This is a genomic window from Paenibacillus sp. FSL R5-0923, from assembly GCF_038009145.1.
Taxonomy (GTDB): Bacteria; Bacillota; Bacilli; order Paenibacillales; family Paenibacillaceae; genus Paenibacillus_AQ.
Genome location: NZ_JBBPAT010000001.1, coordinates 2,934,803 through 2,951,061 on the forward strand (window position 1 = coordinate 2,934,803; position 16,259 = coordinate 2,951,061).

Sequence of the window (16,259 nt, forward strand, 5' to 3'; positions counted from 1 at the left end):
ACCATAGATGGAATAGTTTGAATCATATAGAATGAATTTTACGACAGTTAAATAAATCTTTTCCAAAGAGGGATGAGAAATGTACAAGTTAATTCTTGCTGAAGATGAAGAAGATGTTAGAGAAGGGGTCATCGGGCAGATTGATTGGGAGCACTATGGTTTCGAAATTGTAGAACAGGCGGAGAATGGACGAGAGGCAGCGGATGCGATAGATCGTTTGCTCCCGGATGTAGTTGTGACTGATATTCAAATGCCTTTTATGAACGGGCTGCAGCTGGCGGAATGGATTCGCGATCGGCATCCTAATACCAAGATCATTATTCTGACGGGGTATGATGAATTTGAATATGCACAGAAGGCGATTAAACTACAAATTGATGAGTATATTTTGAAACCGTTTTCTTCTCAGGAATTGATTGATGTTCTTGTTAAGGTTAGAGCCACCATAGAGGCTGAAATCGCAGAGAAAGAAAATGTTTTTGTACTCAGCGAGCATTATCGAAAAAGTCTGCCTGTACTGCGTGAACAGTTCTTATCTTCACTAGTTTCACGCAAGCTACGAATGAATGAAATAGACGAGAAAAGCTCGGAATACGGAATAGATCTACATGGAAAATGGTTCCAAGCCTCGGTAATTAGTGTGGATTATATTCGTCCAGAGCGGGAAACGGTTGGACATATCTCAGGTAAGCAAATTTCTTTACGTGATACAGGAGAGAGGAATTTACAGCTATTCGCTGTGCTGAATATTGCAGAAGAACTATGTACTAAGCATAGTTTTGGCAGGGTGTTTATCCATCGTGATGAGGTAGTGCTCCTTTCCATTTGTGATGCAGGTGAAGAAGCTGAAATTACGGGGAAGACCTTTGAGATTCTAGAAGAAATCCGCCACAATGTGCAGCGGTTTCTAAAGCTAACGGTAACCGCTGGTTCTGGAACGGTGTGTCACTCGCCGGCTATGCTATTTAACTCCTTTGGAGATGCCATGCAAGCGTTAGATTATCGGCTCATTCTCGGCAATAACCGAGTCATTTGGATCGAGGATGTGGAGTCACGTTCGAATACATTCTTGACCTATGATGAACTGACCCAGCAGTCCTTAATCCGAACCATTAAGATGGGAACCGTACAGGAGCTTAAGGAAGTCGTTGAGGAGTTATTTGGCGGATTAGATGCTGAGCAGGTATCTACTCAGGATTATCAGATTTTTTTGCTGGAGATTATTACATCCATCCTGCGTGTAGCCAAAGAATCCGGTAGTGATGCTGCTAAATTCGTAGGATCTGGCATTTCCTCATTAACCGATATGAATAAATTCAATAGTATGAGTGAAGCCAAGCAGTGGATTATTACGATCTGCAGCCGACTAATGGACTCCATTGCTTTAGAACGCCAATCCAGCTATAAACTGCTTATTGATGAAGCTAAAGATTATATCCGTAGCCACTATGAGGAATCAGATATTTCTATCGGAAAGGTTTGCCAGCATTTACATATTAGTACGGGTTATTTTAGCAGTATTTTTAAGAAGGAAATGAAGATGACATTCGTTAGTTATCTCTTGCAAATCCGATTAGAGGCAGCAAAGGAGCTTTTACGGTCCACGGAACTGAAGGCTTTTGAAATCGCTGAGAAAATTGGCTTTGCTGATCCTAACTATTTTAGCTTTTGCTTCCGTAAAAAATATGGTCAGTCTCCCAAAGAGTATAAAAATAGCTCCAGAGGAGGGTAGTCATGCGGCAAGAAAAGTCCTATTCTTTTCGACTTCGGCCGCAGCATCCCAAAGGGGGGAAACGTCGATTGTCCTCCAAGCTGCGGAGCATTCAAGTGACAATTACGCTCACTTTTACATCCGTTGCCGTTCTAGTAGCCGTCGTTGTTAGTCTTATGCTGTATAACAAGTTTGCGAAGACAGCAGAAGAAAATGCCAATATGAATATGCAGCAGATTATTGAGCAAGTGAACTATAATTTGGAGCTTTATGTAAAAGGTATGCGAAATATTTTTGAAACCGCAGAAGATCAAATTACGAATAGTCCCTCCGTGGACTCCGCTTTACTGATGGAAAGAATGGCGATGTTAATGGGAAGTAGAGAGGATCTGGTTTCTGCAGCGGTTTTTACTCCTCAGGGGAAATACGTCGTGGGTACAGCAGGACAGAAGCTGCGCAGCAACACACAGTTAGAAACTCAGAGTTGGTTTACTACGGCCAAAAGAACATCGGAGATCTCCTATTCAGCGCCCCATATTCAGAACTTGTTTAAAGGTCAATACATTTGGGTCGTGTCGATCAGTAAACTCATTCAATATCAGGAAAATGGAGTCCTAAAAACGGGTATCCTCCTGATGGATTTTAACTTTCGCACCATAGATGAGCTGAGTAAGCAGGTTAAGCTTGGTAAAAGAGGATACGCTTACATCCTCGATCAGTTAGGCAACATCGTGTATCATCCGCAGCAGCAGCTTATTTATGCTGGTTTAAAGTATGAGAATGTGGAGCCGGTATTGGAATATGCTTATCGTAGCTATTTGGATGAGTCTACAGGTGAAAAACGATTTATTACAGTACGTACGTTAGAACAGACCGGGTGGAAAATAGTAGGTGTTGCTTATTATGACGAGATCGTGACCACCAAGCGTGATCTGAACACCTTTTTATCCTGGTTCTTAGCGGTAGTTATTTTATGTGTAATTATCGTATCTGTCGTTTTGTCTGCGCGAATTGCCCGCCCGATCCGTAAGCTGGAACGGACACTTCAGCAGGTAGGAGAAGGGGATCTTAATACTCGAATCGATGTGAGTGGCGCCTATGAGGTAGAACAGTTGTCTAAACGCTTTAACCTCATGCTACAGCGTATTCGTCAATTGATGGATCAAATTATTTATGAACAAGAGACGAAACGTAAGGGTGAGCTTGAAGTTCTGCAATCCCAGATTAATCCACACTTTTTGTACAATACTTTGAACTCTGTGATCCGGCTTGCTGAGCGTGGTAAGACGGAGGAGGTCGTTACAATGATTCAATCTTTATCTAAGTTTTTCCGAATTAGTCTAAGCAAAGGGAATAATATGATTACCGTGCAGGAAGAGCTTGATCATATTCGTCATTATCTCGTCATTCAGAGCTTTCGTTTTAAAAATAAATTCCGCTACGAGATCATTGCACAAGATGAAGTACTGCAGTGTCAGACGATTAAGCTGATTTTGCAGCCGATTGTAGAGAATGCCTTGTATCACGGAATAGAAATGATGCCTGATGAAGGCTTTATCTCTATCCAAGCAGAACTGAAGGACAATCTTGTCATTATAAGGATTAGTGATAATGGATTAGGAATGTCCAAGGAGACTATGAAGGTTATTTTGACAGGCGGCAGTAAGAGTATGAGTGGTTCCGGGGTAGGCGTAAGAAATGTGAACGAGCGTATTGAGTTGTACTATGGCCGTGAATATGGACTTTCTTTTGAAAGTGAAATTGAAGAAGGCACTACGGTTACCCTTATCTTCCCGGCATTAGCAAAAGGCGAAGGCAATGAAGGGCTTAAGGAGGATGAGACATCGTCATGAAAACCTTTCGTTTTTGGCTAACCTTGTTAATGTGTGCGGTGTTATGGACTACAGTTACCTCTTGTTTTAATTCAGCGCCCAATTACATCAACACAAATAAGACCCGTAATATCCATCTTATTGTGAAAATGAACAGGGGCGATTACTGGAATACGGTTAAATTGGGAGCAGAAGCTGCAGCGCAGGAATTCAACGTCAAACTAACCTTCAAAGCTCCGGACTCCGAGAGTGACATCACAGAACAGGTGAAAATGGTGCAGGACTCCATAAAAGAAAAAGCAGACGTGATTATTTTAGCTGCAAGTAGTTACATGGGGCTTGCTCAGGTTGTAGATCAGGCGGCTTATTCCAAAATCCCTGTCATATCCGTAGATGCGGAAGTAGGTTCAGCAAGAGTAAGGACATATATTGGCTCGAACGGCTATGAAGCGGGTCAAAAATCTGCAGAAAGATTGATCAAGCTGTTAAAAGGATACGGCGAGGTTGGCATTATTAACTTCACCAATTCAACGCAGAGTGAGAAGCTGGAGTCTTCTAACGGCATTGAGTATGGTGCAAGAGATGCGGAGGAGCGGGAGAAGGGATTTTTAAATTACACTGCACGTTATCCGAATATACAAGTGGTTGAGATTTCATACACGACCTCCAGTATTAAGGATGCAGAAGATCTTACGCAACTGATGCTGCTGAAGCATCCGAATCTTCGGGGAATCGCGAGCCTGAATGAGACTGCTTCACAGGGGGCGGCAATGGCTATCCAAAGTCGGGGGCTGCAAAATATAAAAATGGTAGCCTTTGATAGCTCTCCTTCCATGATGGAATTGCTGCAGGACGGTACTGTTCAAGCAACAGTGATCCAAAATCCTTTTAGCAACGGGTATTTGGCTGTAAAACATGCCGTTGAAGTGATCGAAGGAATCGATGTACCAGAACGCGTCGATACAGGAACAAAGTTAATTGATTTGGACAATATGCTGTGGCCAGAGAATCAAAAGCTGTTATTTCCGTTTGTTAGATAGAAGCTGATTTAAAATAGGCGCCGAAGGCGTTTATGCTTATACGTTTCGTGTAACGGATACCATCCTTGAATGGGGCGGTATTCGTTTTTTATTTTAGAATATAAGAAAGTATAAATTTTTAATGAAAATCATCCTTATATTTCTTCTTGGGTTCATTAGAATTTTTATAGTAATGAGTAGGATTTTATATTCGCAAGCGTTTTCAGGTGAGGCATAATATGGATGTACCCGAGACGATCAGGGGCAAACAAAAAAAGAAGTATAAATAGGAGGTCAATGAATAATGAAAAAAATCACTTCCGTTCTATTAGCTAGTGCTTTGCTGGGTGCTGCTCTGACAGGCTGTGGTGGCAACAACAAAACTACAGATAGTGCTACAGACAAGGCAACTAACGCTCCAAAGACTGAGAACTCGGGCACTACAACAGAAACGCCTAAAGTTGGGGTCGCCATTTACAAATTTGACGATACTTTTATGACAGGTGTTCGTAACGCTATCGATAGTGCTGCTAAAGGCATCGCTACAGTAGATATCGTAGATAGCCAAAATTCACAACCCACACAAAATGACAAGGTTGACTTATTCATCACTAAAAAATATAACGGGATGCTGATTAACCCAGTTGACCGTACAGCTGCTGGCGTCATTATCGAAAAAGCAAAAACAGCAAACATTCCAGTGGTATTCCTTAACCGCGAACCGCTTCCTGAAGATATGAAGAAATGGGATAAAGTTTATTATGTAGGTGCGAAAGCAGAAGAGTCCGGTACAATGTCCGGCCAACTGATTGTTGACTACTGGAAAGCACATCCTGAAGCGGACAAGAACGGCGACGGAGTTCTCCAATATGTAATGCTGAAAGGTGAACCAGGACACCAAGATGCTGAGCTTCGTACTACTTACTCTATTCAAGCTATCGAAGATGCAGGAATCAAGGTAGAGAAACTGGCTGAAGATACAGCAATGTGGGATCGCGTAAAAGGACAAGAAAAAATGGCGGCATTCCTTGGCTCCCACGGCGACAAAATTGAAGCGGTTCTTGCTAACAACGATGATATGGCCCTCGGTGCAATCGAAGCTCTGAAAGCCTCAGGCTACTTTACGGGTGACAAATTCATGCCGGTAGTAGGTGTGGATGCAACTGCTCCTGCGATTCAAGCGCTGGAAGATGGAACAATGCTTGGAACGGTGCTAAATGATGCGAATAACCAAGGTAAGGCTGCCATCACAGTTGCCGCTCTGCTTGCTAAAGGCGAAACGCCTACGAAAGATAATGTAGGCTTTGATATCACTGATAACCAATACGTATGGATTTCCTACAAAAAGATTACGAAAGACAACATAGCTGACGCTAAGTAATTAACCTCGGCTACAGAGTTACTCATGATCATATGACAGCACGGGGAGCGGATAACCGCTCCTCGGTATTTCTTTTAGGCAGGGAACAGGATGGAACCGCTGTGCCTCTCATAAAAAAGAAAAAAAGCGTAGGGGGCGTAACAACATGGAAAAAGCTGAGTTTTTGCTGGAAATGAACAACATTACTAAAGAATTCCCCGGCGTCAAAGCGCTGGATGATGTTAGTTTAAAGGTGAGACCGGGTTCGGTGCATGCCCTTATGGGCGAGAATGGTGCAGGTAAGTCCACACTTATGAAATGTCTTTTTGGTATTTATTCACCGGATGCCGGTGAGATCTTTTTGGATGGCGAGAAGGCTTCCATCAGCAGTTCAAATGATGCTTTAAAAAGTGGTATTTCGATGATTCACCAGGAGCTGCATCCCGTGCCGTTCCGAAGTGTTATGGAGAATATCTGGCTAGGACGTTTTCCAACGAAGGGAATCGGACCGATTCAGTTTATTGACCATAAGAAAATGTTCACTGACACGGAAAATTTGTTTAAAGATCTGGATATCGACCTGAATCCCGAAACATTAGTGGGTAAGCTTTCCGTATCCAAAATCCAATCCATTGAAATTGCGAAGGCTGTCTCTTTTCACTCCCGAGTTATTGTAATGGATGAACCCACTTCTTCCTTAACCAGTGTGGAGGTGGAACATTTATTCCGGATCATACGGGATCTCAGAAGTAGAGGCGTAGCTATTATCTATATATCTCACAAAATGGAAGAGATTCTCGCAATCTCTGACGAAGTTACTATTATGCGTGACGGTAAAAAAATCGGAACCTGGCCAGCCGCGGAATTAACTACAGATATTATCATTTCAAAAATGGTGGGCCGCGATTTGACCAGCCGTTTCCCTGAACGCTTCAACGTACCTGGTGAAGTATACATGAAAGTGGAAGGCTTAACCTCTCCGGAGGAAAGATCTTTTAAAGATGTGTCTTTCGAATTAAGACGTGGAGAGGTCCTTGGTGTTGGGGGTCTGGTAGGTGCCCAGAGAACTGAAGTAATTGAGGCGTTGTTCGGTTTGCGAGCCTTGAAATCCGGAACGATCTCTATTAAAGGCAAGGTTGTTACTATCAATTCTCCGAAAGATGCTAAGAAACACGGAATGGCTTTGCTTACCGAAGAGCGTCGTGTAACCGGTATCTTCCCAGTTTTATCTGTCCATGAGAATGGTGCGATTGCTAATCTCCATCGTTACCAAAAACCGTACCTCTTGCTGAATAGCAAGAAGAAAAAAGTTGAAGTAGATAAAATGATTGAAAAATTACGAACTAAAACACCTACAACCAAAACGTTAATCATGAATCTTTCTGGTGGTAATCAGCAAAAGGTGCTACTCGCCAGATGGCTGCTTACTGAGCCCGAAATCCTCCTTCTGGACGAGCCGACCCGTGGTATCGACGTAGGGGCTAAATTCGAGATTTACTCCATAATTGCCGACTTGGCCCAGCAAGGGAAAAGTATCATTATGATCTCCTCTGAAATGCCGGAGCTGCTCGGAATGTCTGACCGTGTAATGGTCATGTCGGAAGGACGACTTACAGGAATATTAGAAGGCGAGCAAGCTACGGAAACCGAAGTTATGCGTCTCGCTGCACAGCATTAAGGAGTACGGATAGGAGAATATGCTTGCGTAATTTTAAGGGGGATCACTACTAATGAACGTTAAAAAAGCTCAATCCTTTGTGACTCAAAACGCAATTTACATCGTGCTGGTACTGCTGATTATGGGGATCATCATATATGATCCAAACTTTATGTCCATCAACACCCTGCGTGACGTACTGATTCAGTCGTCTACACGCGTTATCATCGCGCTTGGGGTTGCCTTTATCCTTATTACGGCAGGTACTGACTTGTCCGCTGGACGGGTGGTTGGTTTTACGGCGGTTATCTCCGCTTCGATGCTGCAAATCCCAGACTATTCCCGTCGGTTTTTTCCAGATCTTCCGCAAGTGGAAGTAATCCTTCCTATAGCAATTGCTATCATTGCTGGTCTTCTCTGTGGACTTATAAATGGTATTGTCGTTTCCAAGCTTCACGTTCCGCCATTTATCGCTACCCTGGGTACAATGCTCATCGTGTACGGGCTGAACTCCCTGTACTTTGATATGGACCCGAACCAATCCCAGCCGATTGGTGGTCTGCGTCCTGACTTCACCAAAATTGGTTCCGGCTTTATCGGAAGCGGTCAATATTCAATCCCCTATATCGTGCTGATAGCCCTGGCGGTCGCCGCCATTGTGTGGGTGGTATTCAATAAAACCAAGCTGGGTAAGAACATGTATGCGATTGGCGGAAATATGCAGGCAGCTAAAGTATCCGGTATCGATGTTTCCAAGAACCTGATATACATCTATGCCATTGCTGGTGCGCTTTATGGTCTGGCAGGTGTTCTGGAAGCTGCTAGAACAGGTGGAGCAACTAATAACTACGGTAACATGTATGAGCTTGATGCCATTGCAGCTTGTGTAGTTGGTGGTGTATCTACAACCGGGGGTATCGGTACTGTGCCGGGTGTTCTAGTGGGGGTTATCATCTTTACTCTCATTAACTACGGTCTGACCTTTATCGGTATTAGCCCGTACTATCAGTTGATTATCAAAGGTTTGATTATTATAGCCGCTGTCGCATTTGATATGCGGAAGTACTCTTCGAAGAAGTAGCAGCGTGGTCGCGTGGTGATTAAGGGCTAACTCCGGGGAATATTGGGCTTACGATCGCTGTTGTTCTCAGATTCCTTGATTGATACCGCGTTAGCGGTTGGAATCTGAGAACAAAGGCGACCACTTCGTTTCTACAGCTCCAAAATTCCCCTCCGTTATCCTTATCACCTCGCTGGGGTAGGGCAGAAGAAGCGTTTGCTAGTTATCGCAAACGCTTTTTGGCATGCCTGTTTCGATGGCTTCGCTTCGAAAAAGTAGCAGGTAAAAACAAACAACTAACACTGTCACAACTAAATCTGCCACAACCAAAACTGTTATAACTAAAACTGCCGCAAAAACACTGATACAACTAACACCGTCACAACCAACATTGCTACATCCAATACCGCTACAACAACACTGCTGCAACTAACACCGTCACAACCAACATCACTATATCCAATACCGCTATAACAATATCGTGCGAACACCTTCTCCTACTGCCGCCATTAACCCTATAGCGATTTAGCCACGTCTAAGACCAACTTATATTAGATGCAGACACTTCACTCGTTTTTGTTTGAAATGTGGCAAATGAACGGTAAAAATCCCGTAGAATCAGCTGAAATGAGCTACAGGTGGCAAATGAACGGTAAAAATCCCGTAGAATCGGCGGAATTGAGCTACATGTGGTAAAAGAACGGTAATAATCCCGTAGAATCAGCTGAAATGAGCTATATGAAGCGGAAGCGTGAAGAAACAAGGGCGTAAATACCCCAGAAATAACGGAAAAGAGCCAAAGTGGAAGAAAAAAGGGCATAAATACCCCAGAAATAGCGGAAAAGAGCCAAAGTGGAAGAATTAGGGGCATAAATACCCTAGAAATAGCGAAACGAGCTACTGTGGAAGAACAGGAGGTGTAACTGCCTTGAATCGATAGAAACGAGCTACATAGTGAGATAGTGTTGACGTAACACGCTGATAGCAGCGGAGAGAACAGAATGATTGTGTACAAGCGGTAGCGTTCGCCTATGTCTCCGAATTTCATCCGAAACTGAGGTACAAATCAAAATTTGGAGACAGCAGCGATGGGAGCAACGTTCCGTTCGTGGAGCGGCCGCTCAGCACATACCGCATCATCACATCAATCGCACTTCCGTGCTCGCTCAGCACATCTCGCACAAATCAAACCCACCCACATACTTACTCTGCACATCCTACGTTACTCCTCGCTCCAGGCGTGCTCTATCCAAGTCCCTCCGCCCGTTAGTCCGATCACGCAAGCCCTCTCACCACTTGCACAGCTTTCAGTCTCGCCGTCACGTTCTCCCTCACGCTCCACCTATTACACACCCTAACCCTTCTCCCACACCTCAAAGATCAAAATCACATAAACCAACATTCTCCCATATTCTATAGGCAAATGCCTTTGTTAAAGGGGAGCGACTCGATGTTAAGGATTAGATTGAATGAGCTGGGGAAAGGGAATGACAATGGTCCATTGCAAGCGGATGTATGGAGATGGGACGGCATTGGCTGGAACGAATATATTACGCAGCAAGAAGAAGATTTCATACGCACAGAAGAGGAGCTGTTCGTTACGATCCCGGCAGAGGCGGGATTATATCGTGTAGACTACTCTAATAAGCCTTATGAGACGCCGTATGTATTACCGGAGTGGGTTGATGACGAATTAAGGAATACTGGGCTACATCCGGCGCCCTTTAATCTTAAAGAGGGTATGCTCTGGGGATATATTAACGACGAAGGTCGTGCTCAGATTGAACCTAGATACGAATATGCTGAGGATTTTCAGAAGAACGGGCTAGCAATTGTACAACGAAAAAACAGTAGCGGACTGATCGACAGCTCTGGAAGGGAGCGGGTGAAGCCCATTTACTCGTTTATTGCCCCTTTTTCGGAAGGACGCGCAGTAGTATCAGATGCGAAAGGGTACACATTTATCGATGAAAAAGGTAAAGAGGTGACTCCAGCCCGTTATGATTATCTAAACTCATTGCATGAGGGACTTGCATTATTTTCGAAACAAATTACAACGGGTGGTCCATCACTATATGGGTATGTAGATGCGCAAGGCAAAGAGGTTTTGCCTGCAATTTATGTGGACGCCAATGATTTCATGAATGGTGTGGCTTTGGTCAAGATTAAAGAGGGAGAGTACGCACTCATTGATCCTGAAGGGAAGATTCTCTATACGTACAATCACCCATTCGTAGGGAGTCCGGGTGATGGGCTGCTCTCCTATCAAGCGACTGAGAACGGTAAGTACGGCTATTTAAACACGGATGGAACAGTAGCTATTCAGCCACAATTTACTTCTGCCTTACCTTTCTCTGAGGGGCGTGCAGTGGTGAATACCGCTGAGAACTATGGCAACGCCTACGGGCTGATTGATAAACAAGGAAAAATGATTATCCCCGCGAAATATTATGAAGTCCTGCAGCTTGGTGAAGGTAGAGCAGCTATAGGAACACCAATATTCCCTAGTCAACCTTATCGAGGCTCACGTTACATTATCGCTGATGCAGAGACAGGAGCAATTCTGAGCAATCATACCCTGCTTGGTGTGAATAATTATCAGGACGGACTGGCATCTGTATATGATGCTAAGGAGACTTTTTTTATAGATCGAACTGGAAAAAGAGCAGCTCAGCCTCCAGTTATTCAAGGGACGGGAACACTTACCCTCAGTGGACGCCTAATTAGAGCAGATATAGATCAACGTACAGCATATTACGATCGTCAAGGGAAGCAGATTTGGAGGCAAAATGGAGTCATCCCACTGAGACCTCCATATTCCGTAGTCGAGAAGAAGTACAAACCGAACAGGGATTATCTGGTTTACTATCCGGTTGTTGAAGGAATTGCAAGCGCGGAAGTTTCTAGAGAGGTTAATGATAAATTACGGAAGCTTTCGCTAGTCGAAGACCCAGGTAGTAATGGAGCAACACAGGATTTCAGTTATAATGGTGATTTTTCAGTGTCCTTTTTCCGCAAAAACCTTCTAGTGCTGGAGTTAACGGGTTACCGTTATCCTTTTGGAGCAGCCCACGGCATGCCTACCAAAATCTATACACATACTAATGTACGTAACGGAAGGTTCTATAAGCTAGGTGATTTGTTCAAGCCAGGAAGTAGATACGTGGAGAAGCTCAGTAAAATCGTAGGTAAGCAGATTGAGAATGATCCTGAGTACTCCTATGTTTTTCCGGATACGTATAAAGGAATTACCTCAGCTCAGCCTTTCTTTGTAGATAATGAAGCGTTATATCTTTATTTCGCACCTTATGAGATTGCTCCTTATTCTGCGGGTTTTCCTACTTTCCGTATTCCTTATGCAGAAATTATGGGACTTATCTCTACTGAGGGAGAATTTTGGCAATCGTTTCACTAGTTACTTATTATCTATTAGCACACAGAAGTTGCTATTCTCTCGAGAATGGCGACTTTTTTTGCTTTTTAACGCCAATATCGAATGCAATTCATGCTCAGGAAACTTACAATCAAGACTAGTAAATGTTAAAAATTAGAAGAGCACAGCTGATAGATTTATGCTACAATGACTGAGGAACAAATTACAACTTTGTAACATTTGTAGCTAGTCACTCTAAGCAGAAACATATATTACACACAAGAAAGAGGAGATGGCAGAATGAAGAACAAGAGATTAAGAGCAATTATTGGTGGTAGTGTAGCAGCTGTTATGGCACTTAGTATTTCTCTTCCACTCGAAGCGAATGCGGCCTCAACTGAGGTAACAGTAATTAAATCAGGTACTAGCTATGAGCAGGTTTTACAATATTTAAAACAAGCTAACCTACAGGGACTCCCTATTTTTAATAGCACAATCGTGGTAACCAAGCCTCAAACAGGAACGGTTCCAAATAAAGATACATCTACCGGAACTCCGGTTACTAAGCCTTCGGATACAACTACTGTAACTAAGCCTGTAACTAAGCCTTCGGATACGACTACTGTAACTAAACCTACAGAAACTACACCTACTACAGGTGCTGCGAGCAATAAAGGAACTTATGTTCAACAGATCGTAACGCTGGTAAATAAAGAGCGTGCAGCAGCTGGTTTGAAGCCTGTTTCTGGGTTGGACAGCCTTCATAAAGTAGCAGCTACAAAGGCTACGGATATGCGTACTAATAACTACTTTTCACACACTTCACCTACGTATGGTTCACCATTCGATATGATGAAATCCTTTGGTATCACTTATAACGCTGCAGGCGAGAACATCGCTATGGGCCAAAAAACACCAGAAGAAGTAATGAAAGCATGGATGAATAGTCCTGGTCACAAGGCTAATATTTTGAATGCTAATTTCAATTATATCGGTGTAGGTTATGACAATAACTACTGGGTTCAAGAATTTATTGGTAAATAATCGAAAAAAATGTTGCTGGAATCAAACGTTCTCCGATGAAAATCGGGGAACGTTTTTTTGTACCCAAACTTTAATCGCTAAATTTTTTTGAAAAATTTTCGTATTCAGATTCGGGTTAAATAAGCGGATTAGCTGGATTTATTTCTATTTTAGACATTTGCAAAACCGGTATGGAAGATTTATGTTTATGTACATAGTTAAGATCTTTGTAAAATGTGGAACAATACATAATAGAACGGCACACGGAGGGATGGCTTTGAATGATTCAAAGTGGACATGGCGCACGGTCAGCCTGATTTCCATAGTAACAACAATAATTCTAATTGTAGGTTTAGTTTATGCGGTCAGAGACATCATCTATCCGGTTGGAGAAGCGTCAGGGACCAACTTACCTCAGCAAACAGCCGCTCCAGTGACGGAGACGGTTAAGAAGCTCAAAGTTGTTGCTCTCGGAGATTCGCTAACCAAGGGAACTGGTGATAACACCGGAGAAGGATTTGTTAAGCGTACGGTTAGTGGTTTATCCGCTAAAGGTGTCGAAGTTGATTTACTGGGTAATATGGGAATTAATGGTTTAACAACTGCTGGACTGCAAAGCAAGCTGGATGAAGATGGTATAGATTACGCGCTGCATATGGCGAATGTCATTCTGCTCTCGATCGGAGGGAATGATTTATTCAAGGACTCCAATATTTTGCAGAATAGTGGCGCACTTCAAAGTGAATCCACGACTGATCAAGAGCTGACTCCAGAGTCTTTGCTAGCAGCCCTTCCGGAAGCAGTAGAAAGATTAGGTAAGATTCTGGAGAAAATCACGGAAATCAATCCAAACGCTCAAATTTATTATATGGGGTTATACAATCCCTTTGGTGATATACCAGATCTACTTGTACCAGGTAATCAGGCGGTTGCGAAGTGGAATAATGCAGCAATGGATATTATTAATAAGCACAGCAATATGACATTGGTTCCAACCTTCGACTTGTTTAACAAGCATTTGGGCAAATACTTATCAACGGATCATTTTCATCCGAATGGGGATGGCTATCAACGAATTGGAGAGCGATTCATTCAGGCTATACACTAGAACAGAAGTGAGAGCCAGCTTTCTAAGAATGATGATTTGTATTAGATAAAATATCCTTTGAGCAAGTACTAGCCGAGGAAATGACAGTAACAAGGAGCTAAGGAGAATATGACAAAAGCGAACAGTGGAGAATCCAGCCCGGTCGTCTTGTCTGTAGACGGGGTACGGAAAAAAATAGGGCGAAAGTGGATTATAGATGATGTTACGTTTGATGTGAGAGAAGGAGAAATCTTTGGCTTCCTCGGACCCAATGGAGCTGGGAAGACAACTACGATTCGAATGCTTGTCGATTTGATTCGTCCAAGCGAGGGCAAGATTACGGTATGTGGTTACAATGTGAACCGAAATCCGGAAAAAGCGTTGCAATTTGTCGGCTCTATCGTTGAGAATCCTGAGGTATATACTTATTTGACGGGATGGGAGAATTTACAGCATTTTGCCCGAATGCAGCCAGGTATAGATAATGCACGTATTAGTGAAGTTGTAGATATCGTTCGGTTGGATCAACGAATCCATGATAAGGTAAGTACATATTCGCTTGGGATGAGACAACGACTTGGTATAGCGCAGGCTCTTCTGGGACGTCCGCGTCTGCTTATTCTGGACGAGCCTACAAATGGCTTAGATCCAAAGGGAATTAAGGAGCTGCGAGAATTTATACGCAAACTAGCAGATGAGGGTTTAGCGGTATTTGTATCGAGTCATTTACTTAGTGAAATCCAGCTTCTCTGCGACCGTGTTGCAATTATTAGTAAAGGGCGAGTACTTGCAGTGGGTGCGGTTGATGAGCTGATCGCTCGAAATTCTCCGTATGTACTTTGGGAGCTGGAGCCTTTTGCTGTTGCTAAGGGATTACTGACTGATCGCCCAGATATTCAGATTCAGAATCTGGAAGACGTTACCTTGGATGATTCAATAATTGCAGGTATGGGCCCGAATTCTTTAATCACAATTATGGAGCAGGATTTGATCCCCGAGATTGTGGCTGTTATGGTGACTGCTGAAATCGAAGTTAGGGCTGTGCATAAAATCAATCCGACACTGGAACAGCTATTCTTGAAACTAACGGAGGGTGAGAACGTTGAATAATATGCTTCCGCTAATCCGTAATGAATGTTTAAAAATCATAAAAAAGAAACGGTTTTATGTTATACTGCTGATTCTGATTGTACTGGTGCCTATGTTCACCTACGCTCAAATGCGCTCAGCTGAGCGTAGCCGAGATAAATTCAACTCCGATTGGCGCCTGGAGATCCAGCAGCAGATCATTGATAATCAAAATTCTTTGGGTAGCGACCGAATTCCAGAGGAATGGAAGACTTATCGGCGAATATTTGTACAGCAGCTTCAGTACTACCTTCACCATGATGTGAATCCGAACGAGCCAAGTGGCGTTACCTTTACCCGTGAGTTTATGGATAATTCCGTTACTTTATTTATTCCGCTGCTCATTATGGCGGTAGCCTCGGATTTAGTTTCTGCGGAGCGAACTACAGGGACGATCAAAATGCTGCTGACAAGGCCAGTTAAGCGTTGGAAAGTTTTGTTTAGCAAATTAGCGGCTCTGCTTATGTTTGTCTCGCTTATTGTGCTCTCCACCTTTGTGATCAGCTACCTTATCTCTGGTCTTGCTTTTGGATATAAGGGCTTTAATATCCCTGTCTTTACAGGCTTTAAGATCAGTGGAGACTCGGTGGATATGTCTACTGTGCATGCAGTACCACAATGGAAATATATGCTTATGCAAGGTGGATTGGTCTGGTTCGTAAGTGTCGTAGTTGCCCTGCTTGCTTTTATGATCTCTGTACTTGTAAGGAGCACTGCTGCTAGTATAGTGGTTATGATGGCAGCGCTGATCGCTGGAAATATTCTGACTAATATGGCCTCAGCCTGGACAACAGCGAAATATTTATTTATGGTAAATCTTGGACTGACCGGTTATTTGTCAGGAACTCCCGCACCCATAGAGGGGATGTCCTTGTCATTTTCCATGGCTGTACTGGCTGTATGGGGGGCTGCTTCGGTGATCATTTCATTCGCCGTCTTTACGAAAAGGGATATTTTGAATTAGAATGTACAAAGTGACGAAAACGTTTGTTTGCATTTCTAGAGATAT

Annotated in this window: 13 protein-coding genes; 11 read left to right on the top strand and 2 right to left on the bottom strand. The window is 43.2% G+C overall.

What is annotated here, in order from left to right; genetic code table 11:
- Nucleotides 1-79: 79 nt before the first annotated feature.
- From MKX35_RS13055 to mglC, 6 genes are all read left to right on the top strand, one after another.
- Nucleotides 80-1,732, top strand: coding sequence for a response regulator (locus MKX35_RS13055; protein WP_076299597.1), 1,653 nt, complete (start codon nt 80-82; stop codon nt 1,730-1,732).
- 2 nt (nt 1,733-1,734) lie between these two features.
- Complete coding sequence (locus MKX35_RS13060) at nt 1,735-3,564, top strand: sensor histidine kinase (RefSeq protein ID WP_081382893.1); 1,830 nt, start codon at nt 1,735-1,737, stop codon at nt 3,562-3,564.
- A complete protein-coding gene (locus MKX35_RS13065) occupies nt 3,561-4,583 on the top strand; it encodes a substrate-binding domain-containing protein (RefSeq protein WP_076284597.1) in 1,023 nt (340 codons plus the stop codon). The genes MKX35_RS13060 and MKX35_RS13065 overlap by 4 nt, the downstream gene beginning before the upstream one ends.
- A 283-nt stretch (nt 4,584-4,866) precedes the next feature.
- A complete protein-coding gene (locus MKX35_RS13070; protein WP_143759461.1) occupies nt 4,867-5,943 on the top strand; it encodes a galactose ABC transporter substrate-binding protein in 1,077 nt (358 codons plus the stop codon).
- A 145-nt stretch (nt 5,944-6,088) separates the two neighbouring features.
- Complete coding sequence (locus MKX35_RS13075) at nt 6,089-7,600, top strand: sugar ABC transporter ATP-binding protein (RefSeq protein WP_076284598.1); 1,512 nt, start codon at nt 6,089-6,091, stop codon at nt 7,598-7,600.
- Nucleotides 7,601-7,652: 52 nt separating this feature from the next.
- Complete coding sequence (gene mglC / locus MKX35_RS13080; RefSeq protein ID WP_076284599.1) at nt 7,653-8,660, top strand: galactose/methyl galactoside ABC transporter permease MglC; 1,008 nt, start codon at nt 7,653-7,655, stop codon at nt 8,658-8,660.
- A gap of 320 nt (nt 8,661-8,980) precedes the next feature.
- On the opposite strand, the gene MKX35_RS13085 is transcribed toward mglC, so the two are convergent.
- Together MKX35_RS13085 and MKX35_RS13090 are read right to left on the bottom strand one after the other, a co-directional pair.
- Nucleotides 8,981-9,130, bottom strand: coding sequence for a hypothetical protein (locus MKX35_RS13085; RefSeq protein ID WP_179085767.1), 150 nt, complete (start codon nt 9,128-9,130; stop codon nt 8,981-8,983).
- 553 nt (nt 9,131-9,683) lie between these two features.
- Nucleotides 9,684-9,821: a hypothetical protein gene (locus MKX35_RS13090; protein WP_179086698.1), complete on the bottom strand. Its 138-nt coding sequence runs from the start codon at nt 9,819-9,821 to the stop codon at nt 9,684-9,686.
- A 268-nt stretch (nt 9,822-10,089) separates the two neighbouring features.
- On the opposite strand from MKX35_RS13090, the gene MKX35_RS13095 reads away from it, so the two are divergent.
- The 5 genes from MKX35_RS13095 (at nt 10,090) to MKX35_RS13115 (ending at nt 16,214) form a co-directional block, all read left to right on the top strand.
- Nucleotides 10,090-12,054 (top strand): WG repeat-containing protein, encoded by a 1,965-nt coding sequence (locus MKX35_RS13095; protein ID WP_076299599.1) that lies wholly within the window; start codon nt 10,090-10,092, stop codon nt 12,052-12,054.
- A 258-nt stretch (nt 12,055-12,312) separates the two neighbouring features.
- On the top strand, nt 12,313-13,056 hold the full coding sequence (locus MKX35_RS13100) for a CAP domain-containing protein (protein WP_076299600.1): 744 nt from the start codon (nt 12,313-12,315) through the stop codon (nt 13,054-13,056).
- A 250-nt stretch (nt 13,057-13,306) separates the two neighbouring features.
- On the top strand, nt 13,307-14,143 hold the full coding sequence (locus MKX35_RS13105; RefSeq protein ID WP_076284602.1) for a GDSL-type esterase/lipase family protein: 837 nt from the start codon (nt 13,307-13,309) through the stop codon (nt 14,141-14,143).
- Nucleotides 14,144-14,251: 108 nt separating this feature from the next.
- Nucleotides 14,252-15,232: an ABC transporter ATP-binding protein gene (locus tag MKX35_RS13110; RefSeq protein ID WP_076299601.1), complete on the top strand. Its 981-nt coding sequence runs from the start codon at nt 14,252-14,254 to the stop codon at nt 15,230-15,232.
- Nucleotides 15,225-16,214, top strand: coding sequence for an ABC transporter permease (locus MKX35_RS13115; RefSeq protein ID WP_042190048.1), 990 nt, complete (start codon nt 15,225-15,227; stop codon nt 16,212-16,214). The genes MKX35_RS13110 and MKX35_RS13115 overlap by 8 nt, the downstream gene beginning before the upstream one ends.
- Nucleotides 16,215-16,259 lie beyond the last annotated feature (45 nt).